The organism is Rhizobium sp. IBUN (genome assembly GCF_000510625.1).
GTDB classification, from domain to species: domain Bacteria; phylum Pseudomonadota; class Alphaproteobacteria; order Rhizobiales; family Rhizobiaceae; genus Rhizobium; species Rhizobium altiplani.
The window spans coordinates 18,492-36,053 of sequence record NZ_AZNV01000019.1 but is presented as its reverse complement, the minus strand read 5'-3'; the positions used below and the strand labels follow the sequence as shown (position 1 = coordinate 36,053).

At 59.4% G+C, this 17,562-nt stretch carries 17 protein-coding genes; 8 read left to right on the top strand and 9 right to left on the bottom strand.

The genetic code is table 11. The annotated features are described in order from the left end of the window. Positions 1–14 precede the first annotated feature (14 nt). Complete coding sequence (gene panB / locus RHIBUN_RS0117950; RefSeq protein ID WP_025660600.1) at positions 15–836, bottom strand: 3-methyl-2-oxobutanoate hydroxymethyltransferase; 822 nt, start codon at positions 834–836, stop codon at positions 15–17. After that, positions 836–1,711, bottom strand: a complete 876-nt coding sequence (panC, locus tag RHIBUN_RS0117945) for a pantoate--beta-alanine ligase (protein WP_025660599.1) — start codon at positions 1,709–1,711, stop codon at positions 836–838. Before panC ends, panB begins: the two co-directional genes overlap by 1 nt. 383 nt (positions 1,712–2,094) lie before the next feature. On the opposite strand from panC, the gene RHIBUN_RS0117940 reads away from it, so the two are divergent. After that, a complete protein-coding gene (locus RHIBUN_RS0117940) occupies positions 2,095–2,760 on the top strand; it encodes a J domain-containing protein (protein WP_025660598.1) in 666 nt (221 codons plus the stop codon). 12 nt (positions 2,761–2,772) lie between these two features. Here RHIBUN_RS0117940 and RHIBUN_RS0117935 read toward each other — a convergent pair whose 3' ends face one another. The 3 genes from RHIBUN_RS0117935 to RHIBUN_RS0117925 all read right to left on the bottom strand — a co-directional run bounded on the left by RHIBUN_RS0117935 (position 2,773) and on the right by RHIBUN_RS0117925 (position 5,139). After that, entirely contained in the window at positions 2,773–3,768 is a 996-nt protein-coding gene (locus RHIBUN_RS0117935; RefSeq protein WP_025660597.1) for a Tim44 domain-containing protein, read from the bottom strand. A gap of 86 nt (positions 3,769–3,854) precedes the next feature. Beyond that, entirely contained in the window at positions 3,855–4,313 is a 459-nt protein-coding gene (locus tag RHIBUN_RS0117930; RefSeq protein ID WP_025660596.1) for a YbaK/EbsC family protein, read from the bottom strand. 52 nt (positions 4,314–4,365) lie between these two features. Beyond that, positions 4,366–5,139: a DeoR/GlpR family DNA-binding transcription regulator gene (locus RHIBUN_RS0117925; RefSeq protein ID WP_025660595.1), complete on the bottom strand. Its 774-nt coding sequence runs from the start codon at positions 5,137–5,139 to the stop codon at positions 4,366–4,368. A gap of 519 nt (positions 5,140–5,658) precedes the next feature. Here RHIBUN_RS0117925 and RHIBUN_RS0117920 point away from each other — a divergent pair. The 6 genes from RHIBUN_RS0117920 to RHIBUN_RS0117895 all read left to right on the top strand — a co-directional run bounded on the left by RHIBUN_RS0117920 (position 5,659) and on the right by RHIBUN_RS0117895 (position 11,896). After that, a complete protein-coding gene (locus RHIBUN_RS0117920) occupies positions 5,659–6,438 on the top strand; it encodes a glycosyltransferase family 25 protein (protein WP_051420069.1) in 780 nt (259 codons plus the stop codon). After that, positions 6,435–7,802 (top strand): O-antigen ligase family protein, encoded by a 1,368-nt coding sequence (locus RHIBUN_RS0117915; protein WP_025660593.1) that lies wholly within the window; start codon positions 6,435–6,437, stop codon positions 7,800–7,802. Before RHIBUN_RS0117920 ends, RHIBUN_RS0117915 begins: the two co-directional genes overlap by 4 nt. Positions 7,803–7,808: 6 nt before the next feature. After that, complete coding sequence (locus RHIBUN_RS0117910) at positions 7,809–9,734, top strand: nucleoside-diphosphate sugar epimerase/dehydratase (protein ID WP_025660592.1); 1,926 nt, start codon at positions 7,809–7,811, stop codon at positions 9,732–9,734. Between the two features lie 43 nt (positions 9,735–9,777). Beyond that, positions 9,778–10,689, top strand: coding sequence for an NAD-dependent epimerase/dehydratase family protein (locus RHIBUN_RS0117905; RefSeq protein WP_025660591.1), 912 nt, complete (start codon positions 9,778–9,780; stop codon positions 10,687–10,689). A gap of 43 nt (positions 10,690–10,732) precedes the next feature. After that, a complete protein-coding gene (locus RHIBUN_RS0117900; protein ID WP_025660590.1) occupies positions 10,733–11,311 on the top strand; it encodes a sugar transferase in 579 nt (192 codons plus the stop codon). Between the two features lie 147 nt (positions 11,312–11,458). Next, a complete protein-coding gene (locus tag RHIBUN_RS0117895; protein ID WP_025660589.1) occupies positions 11,459–11,896 on the top strand; it encodes an aldehyde-activating protein in 438 nt (145 codons plus the stop codon). A 23-nt stretch (positions 11,897–11,919) separates the two neighbouring features. Here the strand turns inward: RHIBUN_RS0117895 and RHIBUN_RS0117890 are convergent, their stop codons facing one another. Together RHIBUN_RS0117890 and RHIBUN_RS0117885 are read right to left on the bottom strand one after the other, a co-directional pair. After that, positions 11,920–12,978, bottom strand: a complete 1,059-nt coding sequence (locus RHIBUN_RS0117890) for an adenylate/guanylate cyclase domain-containing protein (RefSeq protein WP_025660588.1) — start codon at positions 12,976–12,978, stop codon at positions 11,920–11,922. Positions 12,979–13,059: 81 nt separating this feature from the next. Then, positions 13,060–13,509, bottom strand: a complete 450-nt coding sequence (locus RHIBUN_RS0117885) for an SRPBCC family protein (protein ID WP_018858135.1) — start codon at positions 13,507–13,509, stop codon at positions 13,060–13,062. A 371-nt stretch (positions 13,510–13,880) separates the two neighbouring features. Between RHIBUN_RS0117885 and RHIBUN_RS0117880 the strand changes: the two genes are divergently transcribed. After that, on the top strand, positions 13,881–15,011 hold the full coding sequence (locus RHIBUN_RS0117880; RefSeq protein ID WP_025660587.1) for a calcium:proton antiporter: 1,131 nt from the start codon (positions 13,881–13,883) through the stop codon (positions 15,009–15,011). Positions 15,012–15,143: 132 nt separating this feature from the next. Here RHIBUN_RS0117880 and RHIBUN_RS0117875 read toward each other — a convergent pair whose 3' ends face one another. Together RHIBUN_RS0117875 and RHIBUN_RS0117870 are read right to left on the bottom strand one after the other, a co-directional pair. Next, entirely contained in the window at positions 15,144–15,503 is a 360-nt protein-coding gene (locus RHIBUN_RS0117875; protein WP_025660586.1) for an SPW repeat protein, read from the bottom strand. A gap of 241 nt (positions 15,504–15,744) precedes the next feature. Beyond that, positions 15,745–17,541 (bottom strand): alpha/beta fold hydrolase, encoded by a 1,797-nt coding sequence (locus RHIBUN_RS0117870; protein WP_025660585.1) that lies wholly within the window; start codon positions 17,539–17,541, stop codon positions 15,745–15,747. Positions 17,542–17,562: the final 21 nt, after the last annotated feature.

Sequence of the window (17,562 nt, the reverse complement as noted above, 5' to 3'; positions counted from 1 at the left end):
GTGGCGACTGGACACTATGACTTGCGTTGGAACGTATGTTCCTTGGTGGGGAACTGCCCGGTGCGGACCTCCTCGGCGTAAGCTTCGACGGCTTGAGACACCAGAGGGCTCAAATCAGCATAGCGTTTCACGAAGCGCGGTTTGAAGTCGTTGAAAAGCCCCAACATATCGTCCGACACGAGTACCTGCCCGTCACAGGCAGGGGATGCGCCGATGCCGATCGTCGGCACGGGAATGGAAGCCGTGATGTCACGAGCAACGGGCTCGACGGTTCCCTCGACCACGACCGCAAAGGCACCGGCTTCTGCGACTGCCAGTGCATCGCGCCTGATCTTTGCCGCCTCCTCATCGGAATGGCCGAGCGACCGGAAGCCACCGGCGGTGTTGACGAGCTGGGGCATCAGCCCCACGTGACCGAAGACCGGAACGCCTCTTGCTGTCAGGAACGCAATCGTCTGCGCCATTTCCTCTCCGCCTTCCAGCTTGATGCCGTCGCATCCGGTCTCCTGCATCAGCCGGACGGCGCTTCGAAAGGCCTGTTCCTTTGACTCCTGGTAACTACCGAAGGGCAGATCGACGATGACGCAGGCACGCGATACGCCGCGCATAACGGCGCGGCCATGGGCAGCCATCATGTCGAGCGTCACGCCAACTGTTGTTTCCATGCCGTAAAGGACCATCCCCAGCGAATCGCCAACCAGGAGAAGGTCGCAGTGTGGATCGAGCAGGCGGGCGATCGGCGTCGTATAGGCCGTCAGGCAGACGACACGGTCCTTGCCCTTCATCGCCCGAATCGAGGCTGTCGTCAGCCGCTTCTGCTTGCTGTGGGTGCTCACTACGCTGCCCTCGAATTCTTGACCGATTTGAGCCCGATGATCTTGTTGTCGAGAAGCCGCGTCGTGCCGACACGCACGAAAAGCGCGACAAGGGCAGGCGCCGATTGCAGCGAGGATAATCGTTCCAGGGTTTCCGGGTGCCGCACCGCGACCACTTCAGGCGTGGCGAGCGGCTCCGTCGCGATGAATTGCCTCAACGCAGCCTCCAGCTCCTCGGGACTATCGCAGCCCTTCGCATAGAGCTGCTCGGCTTGCGCCAGCGCATTCGGCACGACAATGGCCGCCGCCCGCTCACGCTCGCTGAGATAGACGTTGCGCGACGAGCAAGCCAGGCCATCGGTCTCCCGTACGGTCGGCACGGCAACGACACGAACCGGCTGGGCGAGATCCCTGACCATCCGCTTGATGAGCGCCACCTGCTGGTAATCCTTCTCGCCGAAATAGGCACGATCCGGCTGCACGAGGTTGAAGAGCTTCGTCACAACGGTCGCGACACCCGCGAAATGTCCGGGGCGGACCTCCCCTTCCAGTTGGTTTCCGAGTGCCGGCACATCGACGACCGTCAGCATCGGCTCCGGATACATTTCGCTGACATCGGGTGCAAACAGGATATCGACGCCGGCGGCCTCAAGCATCGCGCTGTCGCGCGTCAGGTCACGCGGATATTTGGCGAGATCCTCATTGGCCCCGAACTGCAGCGGATTGACGAAGATGGATACAACGCTCGCCTCGTTTTCGGCGCGCGCGCGCCTGACCAACTCCATGTGTCCGACGTGCAGGAAACCCATCGTCGGCACAAAGCCGATCGTCTTGCCGTCGCGCCGATAGGCACCAAGCTGATCGCGCAATTCTGCGATCTTGCGGATAGTGCGCATGAAACCTCCTCCGAATTCTCCGGGACCTCCAGGAGGGGCCGGACAAATGGTGGCGGATAGAACTCGATTTGACGAAATGCGTCAACGCGGGCCGCGGGATTATATCGATTAAGCAGCAGACTGGGCATGGGTTATTTTCAGCGCGAGCGCGATGACGCGCCTGGCATGCTCAAAGGGCGAGGGTGTTGAACGGGTGAATGGGGCGGTGGATCTCCATCGACCGCAATCGCGCGTCCGATAACCGTGTCATGCCTGCATTGAATCAGGGGATTTTGTTTATTCTTTTTGTCCAAACTCCGCCCCAGTGATGGTAGAAGAAGGCCTCGATGGACGAATGCCCTTCATGGGTGTCACGGCAATGTCCGAACAGCGACGGAGGGATGGTGACCAATCCTTATGAGATTCTTGGGGTCCGGCGAGACGCGACCGACGAACAGGTGAAGGCTGCTTATCGGCGTCGCGCAAAGGCGACGCATCCGGACTCTGGTGGCGACCCGGAGGCGTTCAGCCGCGTCCAGAAGGCCTACGAGCTTCTGTTGGATCCAGTTCGCAGAAAGGTCTTCGATGACACCGGCTACGATGTCGAACTGGCCGATCCCGTCGATCTGCAGGCACTTATCGTCATCGAAAAGCTCGTCAATCAACTGACCCTGGACGAACGCGAGCCAGGCACGTTCGATCCCCTCGCCCGCATGCGGTCCGACCTTTCCGAGGAAATGCGAAAGGCGCGTTTCAGCAAAAGAGAACTTGAGCGCCACGCCTCACGGATCGAACATCACCTGGAGCGGCTGGAGAAGCGACCGGCCACCGACATCCTCGGTTCCATGTTGCGCGCACGGATCAAGGCGATTTCGACTGCAATCGGCGAAACCGAGGCGAAGATCAAGGCCAATGATCGCGCCTGTGAAATGCTTTACGACTATACCTATGAAGTAGACGTTCAGGAAGGCGAAGAGGGCCTTGCCGTGGAGGACCAGTCGGCGCCGGCCCTGCGAGGCAAACGTGACGATCGCCCGCTTTGGGTCGTGCCGACTGCCCAGGAAGGTTGATGCGACGCGAGGTTACGCGGCGCGCTGCTCCGTGCCTTGGATCGCGGCAAGCTTCCACTCGTCCGCCCCCTTGCGGACGAAGGTCCAGACTTCCGTTGTTTCCGTAGGTCGACTGTTGTCCCCGCTGACGAGCTTGCCATTTGCCCGCTCAACAAGCGCATCGACAGACGAATAGCGCATCGCGAGCGTCGCGTAGTCCGCGCCATCCTCCCGCCAGGCTTCCGCAATATCGCCCTGCAGCAGCTTGACGTTGGAGACTTCGTTGCGCACGCCGTTCGTCGCATTCTCCCCCAGTTCCTCGGCCAGGTAGGACATGGCCTCCGGTGTCGTCAGACGACGCAATGTGCCGTAGTCTTCGGCACCATAAGCGGTCTGCACCTCCGTCAGCAGTTGCTCGAAGCGGTCAAGATCGCGTGGACTCAAACCGAGCTCGTCATTTGGTTTCGCGCTTGCCTGTGGCTGTTGATAGCCCAGCCCCGATCCAATCGACGGGATCTGAAACGACCCGTTGCCGGCTGGAGTCATATTGCTAGCCGTTGCGCGACCAGAACCCCCGTAGGCCGGTTGGCGGCGATTGGCGAAGAAGCGCATGGCAAAGGAAATCGCAATCGCAATCAGAGCGATTTGCAGCAACATGCCGAGGAAGCCGAAGCCGCCACCAAAACCGTGGCCGAGCAACATGCCAAGAAGACCGCCAGCGATGAGGCCGCCGATCATCGACCGTCCGAAGCCGTTGAAGAAGCCGGGCCTCTGCGCGCCGAGCGGTTGCTGGCCGGCATACGGCGCGTTGGTCTGCGGGCGAGGCGTCATCGACCGCTCAATCGGTGCGGCAGGCGACGGGGCGGTGCGGGTAACGGGCGGCGCCTGGAAGGTCCGTGTACCACGGCTGCCGAATCCGAAGCCGCCAGCCCGGCGCGCATCAGCCTCGCCGATCGAGGCAAACACGGTAGCGCCTGTCAGAGCGGCAATCGCCGCAATCTTGGCAAAACGCGAAACGGCACTCGGCATCCAATCTCTCCTGTCATGACAAATGATGCATGTCGGGAGCTTATATAGGGATTGCCTCGCGGGTTTGAAGCCTTAGGGGGCGATCTTCATTGGCAGACATCGACCCAGGTTGCCTTGGTGAGTTCCGCCAAGCGTTCGGTCGATATGCGTACAGCTGAATTGGTGGAGCCGGCTGCCGGTACCACCTCGTCAAATTGCCTCAGCGAGACGTCGCAATAAATCGGCATAGTCGTTTGTAAACCGAAGGGGCAGACACCCCCCACGGGATGGCCGGTAACCTCCACGACCTCGTCTGGCCCAAGCATCCGGCCCTTGCCCCCGAAGGTATCCTTGAACTTCCTGTTGTCGAGCCGCGCAAGCCCGCCGGCAACGACAAGCATCGTTTCCTCACCGACACGCAGGCAGATCGTCTTGGCTATCTGGGCTGGATCGACCCCATGCGCCTCCGCAGCCAGCGCCACCGTCGAGGAACTTTCGGCGGTTTCGATGATCTCGATGTCGGGAGCATAGGCGCGGAAGAATGCGCGAACGGTTTCTAGACTCATGGGCAAAAGCTAACGTAGGACCTGGATCAAATGAACCCCAAATTGTCAGTGACTATGCATCCGCTGATCCGGTCTCGATCAACTTCACGCTGTTTTCCTGACAGAGGCGGCGGATCGACGGCGCAATGCACCGATCGGTGATGAACGTATGCACCTGGGGAAGTTGCGCAATGCGGACGGGCGCAGTCCGCTCGAATTTTGTTGAATCGGCCACGAGGATGACATGCCGCGCATTTGCAATGATTGCCTGCGCGACTTTCACTTCGCGAAAGTCATAGTCAAGCAGTGCGCCATCCTCGTCGATCGCAGACGCGCCGATAACCGCATAGTCTACCTTGAACTGCCTGATGAAATCGACGGCTGCCTCCCCCACAATACCGCCATCGGAGCCACGCACCACGCCGCCAGCGATGACGACCTCGATCGTCGGGAACAGTCGCAGTCTGTTGGCAACATTGATGTTGTTGGTGATGACCATCAGTTCGTGATGGTTCGTCAACGCATCCCCGACCGCCTCGGTTGTCGTGCCGATATTGATGAAAAGCGAGGCGTTGTTGGGAATGAGACCGGCTGCTGCAACGCCGATCGCCTGTTTCTCCGTGGCCGCAATCTGGCGCCTCGCCTCGTATTTCACGTTCTCGGTACCACTCGGGAAGGTCGCTCCACCATGAACACGCGTCAAGATCTGTGCATCGCAGAGGTCGTTCAGATCCTTGCGGATCGTCTGCGGCGTGACGGAGAAATGGGCAGCCAGATCCTCGACGAAAACGCGGCCGTTCGATTTGGCCATTCCGACTATTTCCGTTTGGCGATCGCTCAGGAACATGAGCCCTGTCTCTTTCACTTGCGTTTCGTTTTGCAGCCTGAGAAGGCTTAGCAGAGGCACAAGCGCACGCAAGGGGCGATCCGGCAGCAACAGGAAGTCTATGCAGGGAGTTTCGATTTCGATCGGGACTTTTCGCATCTGCCGCCTCTTTCGACAGCCAGCCAACCAACGCATTGGGGTTAAGGCAAAGCTCGGGAACGGGACAGCTATCGTCGAAAACTGATGCACTGGTCGAACATTTGGCTTGCAAAGACCGGCCATGTTGAAGATAGGAGGCCCCAGCGCTGGATTTTGTGTGGTTCACCACAGCAGGACGTGATTTGTCGCGTTGGCCTCGGTCACGCAGCATGATCACCGTCGCAATTGTGGATGCACACGTAGAAGGTGTTGTAGATAAGGATCGACGGAAATACTATCCATTAAAGCCGGCCAAGGCGGCCGATTGCTTGTGGCATCCGCAGCCTCTTCGAGGCGGGAGCGACGCAGAGCCAGGGAAGTGCCACAAATGACGCGGATCAGATGCTGAAACTGAACACATTGACGGGAATGGGGCGTTTGCAAGGTTTGACCGGCGCGTATGTGATCAATCTGGACAGTTCGTCAAGGCGATGGGCGGACGTTTCGTCGCAAGCAACTCTTGCTGGCATGGAGATCAACAGAGTCCCCGGCGTCGATGGAAGGGTGATCCCGTCGACGCAAAGATCCGGGTTCAATGAGAAGGCGTTCCTGCGCCGGAATGGCCGAGCGATGCTGCCTGGCGAATATGGCTGCTATCGCGCTCATATCAGAGCCCTGGAAGCCTTTCTTTCCAGCGACTACGAAAACGCCATCATCATGGAAGATGACGTCGAATTACGTCATGATTTTACCAATAGAGCAGAGGCAATCTTGCGAGCAGTGCCTTCCGCCGAGGTAGTAAAGTTGCTTAATCACAGATCAAGGTGGTGCCGAACAGTGGCTGTTTCTGAGTATGGAGACGCGGTCGGGCGCTGTCTGCACGGTCCGCAGGGGTCTGCGGCTTGCTACCTGGTCACGCGTGAAGGGGCCCGCAAGCTGCTTAAAAGCGCCGATAATATCGAATTCCCCTATGATATGACACTCGAGCGGGGGTGGAAGACCGGCGTCAGCATTTACACGGTTCGACAAAATATCGTCGAGTTGTCCGAGCGCTCGGCTATGAGCCAGATTGCCGATCGGGCTCAATACCGCGCCGTAAAACTGCGAGGCGCCCGCAAGCTCGCGACGCATTTTCTTCGCGTGATCGAGTATGCACGCCGAATCCGGTACGCACTATCATGACGGCACCCATATTTCGCAAATTGGTGAAGTCGTCAGCCCTCGATGTCACCACCGGCATCTTATGGCTGGCCATGATGTCCGTGACGTTGATAGAAAGCGATGCCTATCGATATGCTGCCATCCTCATCATGGGTTTGACCTTCACGCTTCGCAGGGCCCCTTTCCGCCCGGTATTGAGTGACTGGCTTGCGATCGTCTGCATTGCCTGGGGCGTCTTCGCCTTGTCGAGATTCCTCTTCGGCCTGATTTCAGCCGGTGAGAAAGGCGCGTCGGAATGGCTCTACGCTTTCGCGATCTTCTTTCCCGCGATGGGCGTGGCACTGCAGACGAGCTGGCATCTCATAAAGCCAATCTTGCTGGCCTTCTTCTGCGGTGCGCTTGTCCTTCTTGCTGTCTCGACGCCGTTTTCAGCGATCATGGCGGGCGAGTACATATCTCCCGCTTTCCATCATAATTCCATTCACGGCGCCGTCGGGTGCGGCTTCATCTTCATCGGAGCCTTCTACTGGGCGGTGCATCAGTGGGAGATTGGCAGTTCCGCACGGGCAAAGGCAATTGTGCTGGCGATCGCCGTGGCTGTTATCGGCTTGGCGATTTTCAATATTTATGGCGCCAAGTCCAAGGGTGTCTGGCTGGCGCTGCTGCCTGCCGTTGGTCTGATGGCTGTCACCACACTCCTTTACCTCAGGAAAAAGACCGTGCTGGTCGCCGCGATCGGTGGGCTCCTGCTTCTGTCGTGGGGCATCTACGAGGTTCGTGACAACGTCGCGCATTACGGGGCCGCGACGCTCAATGCCACTGTGATGATCGCGGAGCGATTGGATGGCGGCGCGCCGCTTGAGCGCGTGATGAAGGAGGCAATCGAATCACCGCAGACCCCGATGTCGATGGATGAGCGGTTGCAGCTTTGGACCAACGCGCTGCATGTCATATCCGTTTCGCCGATTTTCGGCAGCGGAAACGGCTGGCTTACGATCTGGCGGACGACACCCTATGCCAGCGTTCCATACACGTTGTTGCATGATGGCTATCTGGAGATTCTGGTTCGATATGGGATCGTTGGCCTCGCAATATTGGCGCTGATCGTTGTCTCAGGCATCTATCGTGTCTATCGTGCTTCATCGGCAGGCGTGATCAGCAGGAGTGCCTTTGCCTGCTACCTGACGTTCGCGGTTTACTTTGGCTTCACGATCCTGAGCAATTCGAACAACCGGCTTGCGATCGGCGAGTCCTACTCCTTGCTGTTTGCTGCCACATGTTTTGCCTGTTCGATGAGGCTGCGTTCGCGCTTGGGTCAGCGAAGTGGCGTTGCTTCCGATATCACCGGCCCGTCCGACGCAATCCCCGCGCGCCTGCAGGGATAGGATAAGATGCGGGCGCTTTCCGACAGGTACGTTCAAAACATTCTCGATCTGCCGAGGCCCGCCAAGCGGGTATTGGCGCTGCTGGTCGATTCATGCCTCTGCATCCTGACCATCTGGCTCGCCTTCTGCTTTCGATTGAACGAATGGGTGGCGCTGACCGGAATTCAGCTCCTGACCATTCCCGTTTCGCTGATAATTGCACTGCCGATCTTCATCACGATGGGCCTATATCGGGCTATCTTCCGCTTCCTTGGCTGGTCGGCCTTCGTTACCGTTCTGAAGGCGGTGACCATTTATGGCCTTGCCTTCATGGCCGTGTTTACGGCGATCAGCTTCCCAGGAGTGCCTCGCACGGTGGGGATCATGCAACCCTTGCTGCTGCTGCTCGCGATCGGCCTTTCTCGCTTTACGGCGCGGTACTTCCTGCATGAAGCCTACAAGCGGATCCTCCGTCAGAGCACGCAGACAAACATGCTCGTCTACGGTGCCGGCTTCCGTGGCCGGCAGGTTGCGGGCGCCTTGAGCAGCAGTGCCGACTTGAAGGTTGTCGGCTATCTCGACGACGACAGGAACCTCCATGGCAGTCTCATTGGCGGCGTGGCGGTCTACGATCCTGAAAAGATCGTTGAATTGAGCACACGGCTGAACGTGCGCACGATCCTTCTGGCACTTCCCAAGATCGACCGGTCGCGTCGCAACGAAATTCTGGAGAAGCTCAGGGGCGCGCGCGTTGCGGTTCGCACGATCCCCGATCTGAACGCCCTGGCCGGCGGTCAGGCAGAATTCACCGATCTGCAGGAACTGGATATCGAGGACCTTTTGGGCCGCACCCCGGTAGCGCCCGACCAGACACTGCTGGAGCGGAACATAAGAGGGCGAGTGGTGCTCGTCACTGGCGCGGCCGGCTCGATCGGCAGCGAGCTTTGTCGCGGACTGGCTCGATTGAAGCCCGCTCTCTTATTGATTCTCGACCAGAATGAATACGGGCTCTACGCCCTGGAGAACGAACTTCTCGCCAACAACCCGGATAGCGGGCTTCAGATCGTTCCCCTGCTTGCCAGCGTTTGCGACGAACATCGCATCCAGAAGATCATGGAGACCTGGCGGCCGAACATGGTCTATCACGCTGCCGCCTACAAGCATGTGCCGCTGGTCGAGAAAAATCCGGTCGAAGGCGTCAAGACGAATGTTTTTGGTACGGTGACGGTTGCACGAGCAGCCATCGATGCCGGCGCCGAAAGGTTCATACTGATCAGCACGGACAAGGCTGTCAGGCCGACCAATATCATGGGCGCCACCAAGCGGCTCGCGGAAATGGCGCTTCAGGGGTTGGCGGCCGAAGGCGCCTCGACGGTTCTCACCATGGTGCGGTTCGGCAATGTCCTTGGATCCTCCGGTTCGGTCGTTCCGCTGTTTCGCCAGCAAATTCGCCAGGGCGGCCCTATCACCTTGACGCATCCCGAGATCACGCGCTTCTTCATGACGGTGCCTGAGGCGACCGAACTCGTGATCCAGGCCGGCTCCATGGCCAAGGGAGGCGATGTCTTCGTCCTCGACATGGGCGAGCCGGTCAAGATCATCGATCTCGCTCGGCGCATGGTCGAACTTTCCGGCCTGGTCGTCAAAGACGAACGAAATCCGTCCGGCGACATCAGCATCGTTACGACCGGCCTGCGGCCGGGAGAGAAGCTTTACGAAGAGCTGTTGATTGGTGACAATCCCGAGCCGACGGAACATGCCAAGATCATGCGCGCACGGGAGCGGTTCATGGCATTGGAGATGCTGATGCCTAAACTCCAGCAATTGAGTTCCGCCGCAGACGACGGAGATGTCGAGGCACTGCGGCGCACTCTGAGCGAGCTTGTGCAGGACTATCACCCGTTCGACGGAGTGGTCGATCTGGTGTCTGTTCGGCAGGGTGCCTCCAGTTGATCGGGATATCGCTTGCCATTCTGCAATCGGTTCGGAGCTGAGAATGCTACTCGTTACCGGCGCGACAGGTTTTGTCGGTCAGAATCTTCAGCAGGCACTCCGTGTCCGCAACCTCGCCTACAGGACGGCCAGCCGCACCCCCCGAGCAGGGTCTGTTGCCGTTGGGAAGATCGATGCTGAGACGGACTGGAAAGGCGCCCTGAGCGGCGTCGATGTCGTCATCCATCTGGCGGCGGCAAACCAGAATGTCATCGATGGGTCGGAGGCGGGGCCAGGTGCCTTCCGTAGAGTGAACGCCGAAGGAACCATCAACCTTGCTGAACAGGCTGTCGCCGCAGGGGTCAAACGGTTCGTGTTCATCAGCACGATCAAGGTGAACGGGGAACGATCGGCCGCCGGGCGTGCATTCACGTCGAATGATCCAGCTGCTCCGACGACAGAATATGCCGTCTCAAAGCTCGAAGCGGAACGAGCCCTGATGGCGCTTTCGAAGACAACCGGGATGGAGATCGTCATTATCCGCCCGCCGCTGGTCTATGGACGTGGCGCTGAAGGAAGCTTCCGAGCGCTCAAACGGCTCGTTCGGAGCGGCATTCCTTTGCCCCTGGCTTCGATCGACAATCGAAGATCCATGATATACGTCGAAAATCTCACCGATCTGATCGTGACCGCCGCATCTCATCCCGCTGCCGCTGGCCAAATATTCCTGGCGGGCGACGGCGAAGCAGTCTCGACGCCAGAATTGATGAGGCAGCTGGCGACCGCGATGGGGTGTTCGGCGCGATTGCTTCCGTGCCCTCCCGGCGTTCTCAACTTCCTCGGCCGGGCAACCGGCAAGGCAGAGCTGGTGAACCGTCTCACCGACTGGTTGGAAGTGGACATTTCGCATACGCGCGCGCTATTGGACTGGACGCCGCCTTTTGATATGCGAACCGCACTGAAGCGCTCGTGCTGAAACGTTTGGTGTGAATTTTTGAGACAGGAACACGAATATCCCGATGGTCAACAGCTTTAACAGGTCTTTGAAGCGACTGTTTGATATCTGCGCTGCGTGCCTCGGACTTATTGTTCTCTCTCCGGTTCTGCTCCTCCTTGTGGTCCTCGTGCGCAGATCGTCGCCTGGCGGCGCGTTGTTTCTTCAGGAGCGCGTTGGCCGAAGTGAGGTACCGTTTGTGTGCATCAAGTTCCGGACGATGGCAGCGGGCTCTCCGAACGTCGGCTCTCATGATGCGGCTTCCTCCTGGATCACACCGCTCGGCAGAAAGCTGCGCGCTTACAAGCTCGACGAACTGCCTCAATTGATCAACGTCCTGCGCGGTGAAATGAGCTTCGTCGGTCCTCGCCCATGCCTCCCATCGCAGCATGACGTCATCGCCGCACGACGTAAACTCAACGTGTTTTCCGTGAGGCCCGGCATAACCGGACTGGCCCAGCTTCAGGGAATTGACATGTCGACGCCTGAGGCTCTCGCGCAAGCCGATGCCCGCTACATTCAAAAGGCTGGTTTCTGGCAGGACATCGTGCTCGTGCTCAGTACGCTGGCAGGACGAGGGTCGGGGGACGCGGCCGCAAAATAGGCCGGGACGATCCTGAATCCACGGCTCCATTTGACAACCTCGACGCGCCCGGCAACGATCGCTGCCGCCCAACTGGCGACGTCGCACCTGTCGTACCCGCCCCATCTGCGTTAGAAGATATGAGGCAATCGTCGGGGGAGAGTTTTCATGATCACGGGGGAAGCGCAGCAGACCGCCGTCAAAATAACCCGCGGCTCCTGTCATTGCGGAGCGGTTCACTGGGAGTTTCGCGGCACGATTCCCGATGCGACGATCTGCAACTGCACGGTTTGCCGGCGCTACGGCGTCCTCTGGGCCTATGAATATGATGGCCAAGGAATTCGTGTCGAAGACACGACCGACGCACTCACCGCATATATCCGCGGCTCACAAAGCCTTTCCTTCAACTTCTGCCGCCGCTGCGGCAATCTCGTCAGTTGGCGTGGATTGAGGCCAGGCGACAACGGGCAGACAAGAATCGCCGTCAACCTTCGTCTCGCCGAGCCCGCTGACGTCGCCGACATACCCCTGCTACGGTTTGATGGCCTCTACAGTTTCGAGGATCTACCGTCGGACGGGCGCACAGTCGCCGATGTCTGGTTCTAATTTAGTGATCGCTCTCCGTGACCTCAGTCGCCGGGAAGCGTGAAGACGGCACAGGGCTCGGCAATGCCACGCAGCGAATGGTAACCCATGGAAACCAGGGTGGTGGTCGTCTCTGCCGCGACCTCGCCGGAAAGCAGGACGGTACGCCCCAACGGCTTGCATAGGCCTTCAAGCCGGCTGACCAAATTCACTGCGGGGCCGATCGCGGTGAAATCCAGCCGGTCGGCAGCACCTATATTACCCCAGAGGATTTCCCCGAAATGCAGTGCCACACCGAAGGGAAGTGTCGGCAAACCCTGGTCCTGGCGCACGGTATCGAGATGGGCCATGCCAGCGCGGGCCGAAGCAACGGCGCGAAGTGCCGCCTCGCAGGCATTGGCAGGCGTAGTGGTGACGGGGAAGATTGCCAATACCCCATCCCCCATGAACTTCAGCACCTCGCCCCCGAAGGCATGAACCGCGCCGGCAATACGATCAAACCAGGCATCGAGCGTGGCGATCATCACCGCTGGCTCGGTTGCTTCCGAGAGCGCAGTGAAATCTCGCAGATCCGCGCAGAGCAGAGCGGCCGGTATCGTCTCACCGGTGCCGCGAGACAAAGCGCCGGCCAGCACGCGGGCAGCACTTCGTTTGCCAAGATAGGCTTCGAGAAGCGCGGTCAATCCAACCCTTGCAGCTAACGCGGCCAAGGATGGTGCTGCAAAACGTGCCACCTCATGCAGGTCGCCGGCCTCCGAAGGCGTGAACGGACGCGTCCCGGCCCATCCCAGAACCGGGCTGTCGGGCGCAAGGCCTACGACGTCCTCCGCCACCGGCCCAAGTCCAGACAACCATTCACGCCCAGCTTGATTGCGTGAAATATCAGTGAAGCTCAAAGCCTCGATTACGGCTCCGGTCTCGGCTCGCCATAACCAGGTGCGGCGGGCGATGATTGGGTGCGGTGCCGCAAGCGTCAGGGCACCGCCTGCCAGCGGCAGACCATCTGTCAGCAGCCGCCGGCCCAATTCGGCCAGGAACCAGTCGGGATCCGGCGATGTGCCGCCTTCATCGATCAACCATGCAAGCGAGTTGGGCAGATCCATGCTTAAATCATGCCATGTCGGTTGAGAGCTGTCACCCGCGGTCCAAGCCACTCAGGCAGTTCCAACCGAGGCGGCGGACCATCATCCAGCCCGACCGGCCCACGGATCCGGACCCGGATCGCGTCCGGCCGCGCACTGCGCCATTCGGCCGAGATAATGCTCCCAGCCCTCGGCATGCCCGGCACACTGCTCGGCATTCGGCAATCCGGTATGTGTCAGCTTCAACAGGGTTCCGTCGGGCTTCTCGATCAGGTCTATCTCCACCAGGCTCGACCCTGGCGGGACTATCTCGCTGCCATCCCAGCCAAAGCTGTAGGCGAGCCGATGGACGGGCACGACCTCTCGGAACGAGCCACGCGCGAAGCGAGCGCCGGTAACGTTGACCAGATAGAGCCCGCCGGGCTGAGGTTCGACCTGTGCTTCAGTCCCCATCCAGCGAAGGATCTTTTCGGGATCGGTGAGCAAGGCAAAAACCGCCGAAGGTGGCGCCGCGACGTGGGTCTCGCGATGAACGACAAAGGGCTCCGGCATCAACTCCTCCTTTGATTGGCACAATCCAGGCCGCCGACCGTCTACAAGGCGCCTCTCATGATCCCTCGTGGGGGAAATAGGCAGGAGCGTTTCCCCAGCAAGTAGACCAGCGCGCCATGTCGGGCCGCGCGGCATCAAACTAAGTCTGGAGTTGCATAGCGTTATCTGCATGCCAATGGCATGGCCTGCCAGAACCGAGGAACGTTGGAGACACGACATTCTGGGCTGAGATTGGCCAGCGGTGTCGGCAAGGACTTATTCTGGCGGCACAGTGGCCGCACGATCAGCCAGGCGCCACTTGTGCGATGAGAGTGGACGGACGGGCCGGGTTGTGGCGTATTCATCGAAACGACTTCGAGGGGCCTGCAGGAATGAACCCGGAAGTGGCCGTGCAGCAACGTCACTGGTCGGCGCCGATGCGCCGGGAGTGGATTCTCGCCGTCAGCATTGCGACGAGCGTCATATTCCTGTTCTTTGGTGAGTCTCTCTTCGGGTTGCTCGTCAATCCGATATGGCTGGCAGTCATCTTTGTGTGGTTGTTTTCAGTCGTGCTCGGTTCTGCACTTGCGGTCGTGCGTCATGCCGATCATCTCGCGGAGCGACTGGGCGAGCCGTATGGGACGCTTATTCTGACGCTAGCCATCACGTCGATCGAGGTAATGGCCATTACTGCTGTCATGCGTCACGGCGAAAACAATCCGACGCTGGTGCGCGACACACTCTTTGCCGTGGTGATGATCATCCTCAACGGAATGGTCGGACTGTGCCTTCTGATCGGAGGCTGGCGGCGGCATGAACAGCACCACAACCTCCAGGGAGCCAATGCCTATCTCGGCGTTATCGTGCCCCTGGCAACGCTTAGCATGATCATGCCGAACTTCACGCACCCGACAAACGGTCTGCCGTATTCGACTGTGCAACAAGCGGTTCTCGTCTTCATCTCCGTCGGGCTCTACAGCGTATTTTTGATCCTGCAAACCGGACGGCACCGAGGCTTCTTCATCGAAGACACCGGTGAGGCTTCAGTCGAGCATGTCAGGACCAGGGAAGGACCTTTATGGCTTCCCGTCATCCTGCTGGTTGCCTACATGGCCCTCGTTGTTTTTCTCGTCGAACAATTGGCAGCGCCAATCGATTTCGTTATCGAGACAATTCGTGCTCCGGCGGCACTCGGCGGCGTCGTCATGGCCGTCCTCGTTGCGACACCTGAGGCCATTGGCGCCGTGCGGGCCTCCGTCGCCAATCATCTGCAACGGTCGGTCAACATTTTCCTGGGATCCGTTCTGTCCACAATCGGCTTGACCGTCCCTGCGATGCTGATCGTCAGCCACCTCATTGGCCATCCTGTCGTGCTTGGTCTGGAGCGCACCGAGACCGTGATGCTCGTTCTCACTCTGGCTCTCAGCACCATTACGTTTGCGAGCGGCTACACGCACCTCATGCAGGGCGCCGTGCACCTCGTTCTCTTCGTTGCCTATTTCCTGCTGATATTCGAAGTTTGAGGGCTCCCGGCGACACGATCGCCATCGCCATATGTTCGCGATCAATGCTGGTCGCGAATTAAGACCACACCATCATTTGAGCGGTGGACACGGCTCACCTAGCCCACCGCAGCGACCGGACCGGGCCGCGGTCTATGCGTGGGCGTGCGGATGATGAACATCCCAGACGGCCCACAGCGATACGGCCGCAACGAGCAAGCCAAGCACGACAACCGTCCACATCGCGTTCGCATTGGCCGTGAAACCGAGCAGCCAGGGCGACGCAATCAGCCAGAGGCCGAATACGAGATTTGCCCATTCCTCCCATTCGGAAAATACCGACAGCGCTGCCGTTGCCATAGCGGCGAGCATGACGGCAACGATCCAGGCATTCCAGCTCGGCATTGCGTCCGCTGCGAATCCCATGACCCACGGCGAAACAAACAAGCAAACCGCCAGAACCAGGTTAGCCCAATCCTGCCTTTTCCTTCCATCCATCAGTGAGATTGCCATGATGACCTCCCAATATGACGCTTATCAGGTGTCGCGTGAACTTCACGCTTAAGTATATGAATTTATGAGCAGCAGGACCCAAATCAAGATACAGCCAAACAATAGTTGAAGCCCCGTGCTTAAAATCATAATGCACGGCGTTCTGGCACTATTCAGCGTGTCATCCACGAGCCTAAACCAGTCGGTCAGACGGCACCAACTCCGCCAATCCGGTGCCGGACGAGGGAGGCGAATGACTGCACTACGCAACCGCGCTTGCAATGTGCCGTTCGCTGCGGTTGCCAAGTGAAAGAGCTTGTTGCTTTGCCAGCGCAATCATCTTCTCACGTGCCGGCAGCGGCGTCAGATTGTGGTCGGCGTCGGGGAACAGATGCAGTTGAACGTTCGGATAGGCAGAGAGCTTTTCGCCCGCATCGCCAAAATTGATCCGAAACATCTCCTGCCCCTCGTCACCTTCCGTATAGATGATCGAAAGCGGGGTGCCGCGGCTGGCCAGGGCCTGAAAATCGCTATGCACCTGCTTTGTAAGCTGCGTGATCGGCTTGGCGGGCGCGAAGACGAAAGACAGCCTGTTCGCCATCCGGTCCACCAGACGCATGGAGACATTCTTTGTCACCGCGCCGAGGTCCACATCGCCGCTCCAGAGGCGGCGAACCGTTTCGAGATCGAGGGCATTCCTCACATAGGCCTTCAATGTCTTTGGCAGGCCCTTGAAGCGCCAGCGGAAAGCAACCGGATTGACAATCACGCAGGAGTTCCAGCGTCGATCGGCCAGCAAACTTCGAAAGGCGACGTAGGCGCCACTGCAGCGTCCAATCAGTAAGGTCCGGTCGCCCAGACCAAGACTGTCGAGATAATCCCGGGCCATTCCGACATCGGCAATCTGGGCCTCGTCATAGAGGACCTGCTTGCGACGGGCTGCGACCGGCGGGCTGTCCCCGACACCGGCGCTGTCAAAGCGCAAGGACGACACGCCGACTTTTGCCAGCTCACGCGCAAGCGCGACCGAGGAGCGCGCCCACCCGGCCGCATGATCGTAGGCGGTCGTCAGAATAACGGCGGTCACGCCAATCGAACCTTCAGCGGGTTCGCACAAAACCCCGTAGAGCCGTTCATCCTGACCGAAGCGGACGGACGTTTCGCGAATATTCTCCGAACGGACCGATGCGGTCGGCGAAGGCTTTTTCGCCGGAAGCGGGCGGTGATCCTGATATTGCGGCAGCGATTTCAGCCAGTCGATCAACTCATCGACAAGCGCTTCGGGGAGTTCCTGGTCGAGCGGATTGGAAACAAGCGTATCATATCCGGAAAATGGTATCGCCCGCAGCTGGCAGCCAGCCGACGCCAGCCGATCACGAAACGTCGTATCGGCTTCAAAGCCCGGGCGCTCGGCGAGGAAGACATGTGGTACGGCCGTGATTTCGATGCTGTTGAGGTCGACTGCCTTGATGTCATCTGCGACAGCACGGGGCATGCGCAATCCGGCGATCGATCCAGGCGCGCTGTCACGCAGTTCAGGCTTTATGCCAAGACCGTCATCGATGAGCCGCGAAAACAACGAGAGCTCGCGTAGATGGGCCCTTCCTTTCAGTACCGGCGCCAGAAGGGCAATCGCTGCAAGTGATGACGCGGAACGCGCCTGCATGAGCGCGAGACTCGCGCCGATACCTTGACCAATGAAGACCAGCTTGCGGGTGCCGGACAGCATCTTGAGTTCTTCAGCCGCCTTGCCGATCACCTCGGCCCACCCCGACAGGCCGCGTTCGGCTGACGTGTCGTCCAGCGAATTCACCGTTCCGGGATAGTCGAAGCGGAGGCTCGCGACACCAATCTCTGCGAAGCGCTCCGCCAGGATGCGATAGAACCTGCGTGTGCACATCTCCTCGAGCCCCCAAGGGCTGAGGAAAAGCACTGCGAGATCGCTCTTTGGCGCATCGTCATCAGCTGCCGTGAACAATCCGGTATGCGACCCGAAGACCGTCGGCTGAGAGGCGGAACGCCCCTTCTCTTCTTGCGAGTTCACATCCGTCTGCGTCACTATTGCCCTCCCGCGCAAGGC

Bases quoted from the DNA above. Each gene is read 5' to 3' on its own strand.
- RHIBUN_RS0117920 (WP_051420069.1), top strand. From the start codon at position 5,659: ATGCTGAAACTGAACACATTGACGGGAATGGGGCGTTTGCAAGGTTTG.
- RHIBUN_RS0117910 (WP_025660592.1), top strand. From the start codon at position 7,809: ATGCGGGCGCTTTCCGACAGGTACGTTCAAAACATTCTCGATCTGCCG.
- RHIBUN_RS0117935 (WP_025660597.1), bottom strand. From the start codon at position 3,768: ATGCCGAGTGCCGTTTCGCGTTTTGCCAAGATTGCGGCGATTGCCGCT.
- RHIBUN_RS0117895 (WP_025660589.1), top strand. From the start codon at position 11,459: ATGATCACGGGGGAAGCGCAGCAGACCGCCGTCAAAATAACCCGCGGC.
- RHIBUN_RS0117890 (WP_025660588.1), bottom strand. From the start codon at position 12,978: ATGGATCTGCCCAACTCGCTTGCATGGTTGATCGATGAAGGCGGCACA.
- RHIBUN_RS0117915 (WP_025660593.1), top strand. From the start codon at position 6,435: ATGACGGCACCCATATTTCGCAAATTGGTGAAGTCGTCAGCCCTCGAT.
- RHIBUN_RS0117905 (WP_025660591.1), top strand. From the start codon at position 9,778: ATGCTACTCGTTACCGGCGCGACAGGTTTTGTCGGTCAGAATCTTCAG.
- RHIBUN_RS0117880 (WP_025660587.1), top strand. From the start codon at position 13,881: ATGAACCCGGAAGTGGCCGTGCAGCAACGTCACTGGTCGGCGCCGATG.
- RHIBUN_RS0117925 (WP_025660595.1), bottom strand. From the start codon at position 5,139: ATGTTCCTGAGCGATCGCCAAACGGAAATAGTCGGAATGGCCAAATCG.
- RHIBUN_RS0117885 (WP_018858135.1), bottom strand. From the start codon at position 13,509: ATGCCGGAGCCCTTTGTCGTTCATCGCGAGACCCACGTCGCGGCGCCA.
- RHIBUN_RS0117930 (WP_025660596.1), bottom strand. From the start codon at position 4,313: ATGAGTCTAGAAACCGTTCGCGCATTCTTCCGCGCCTATGCTCCCGAC.
- RHIBUN_RS0117875 (WP_025660586.1), bottom strand. From the start codon at position 15,503: ATGGCAATCTCACTGATGGATGGAAGGAAAAGGCAGGATTGGGCTAAC.
- RHIBUN_RS0117900 (WP_025660590.1), top strand. From the start codon at position 10,733: ATGGTCAACAGCTTTAACAGGTCTTTGAAGCGACTGTTTGATATCTGC.
- panC (WP_025660599.1), bottom strand. From the start codon at position 1,711: ATGCGCACTATCCGCAAGATCGCAGAATTGCGCGATCAGCTTGGTGCC.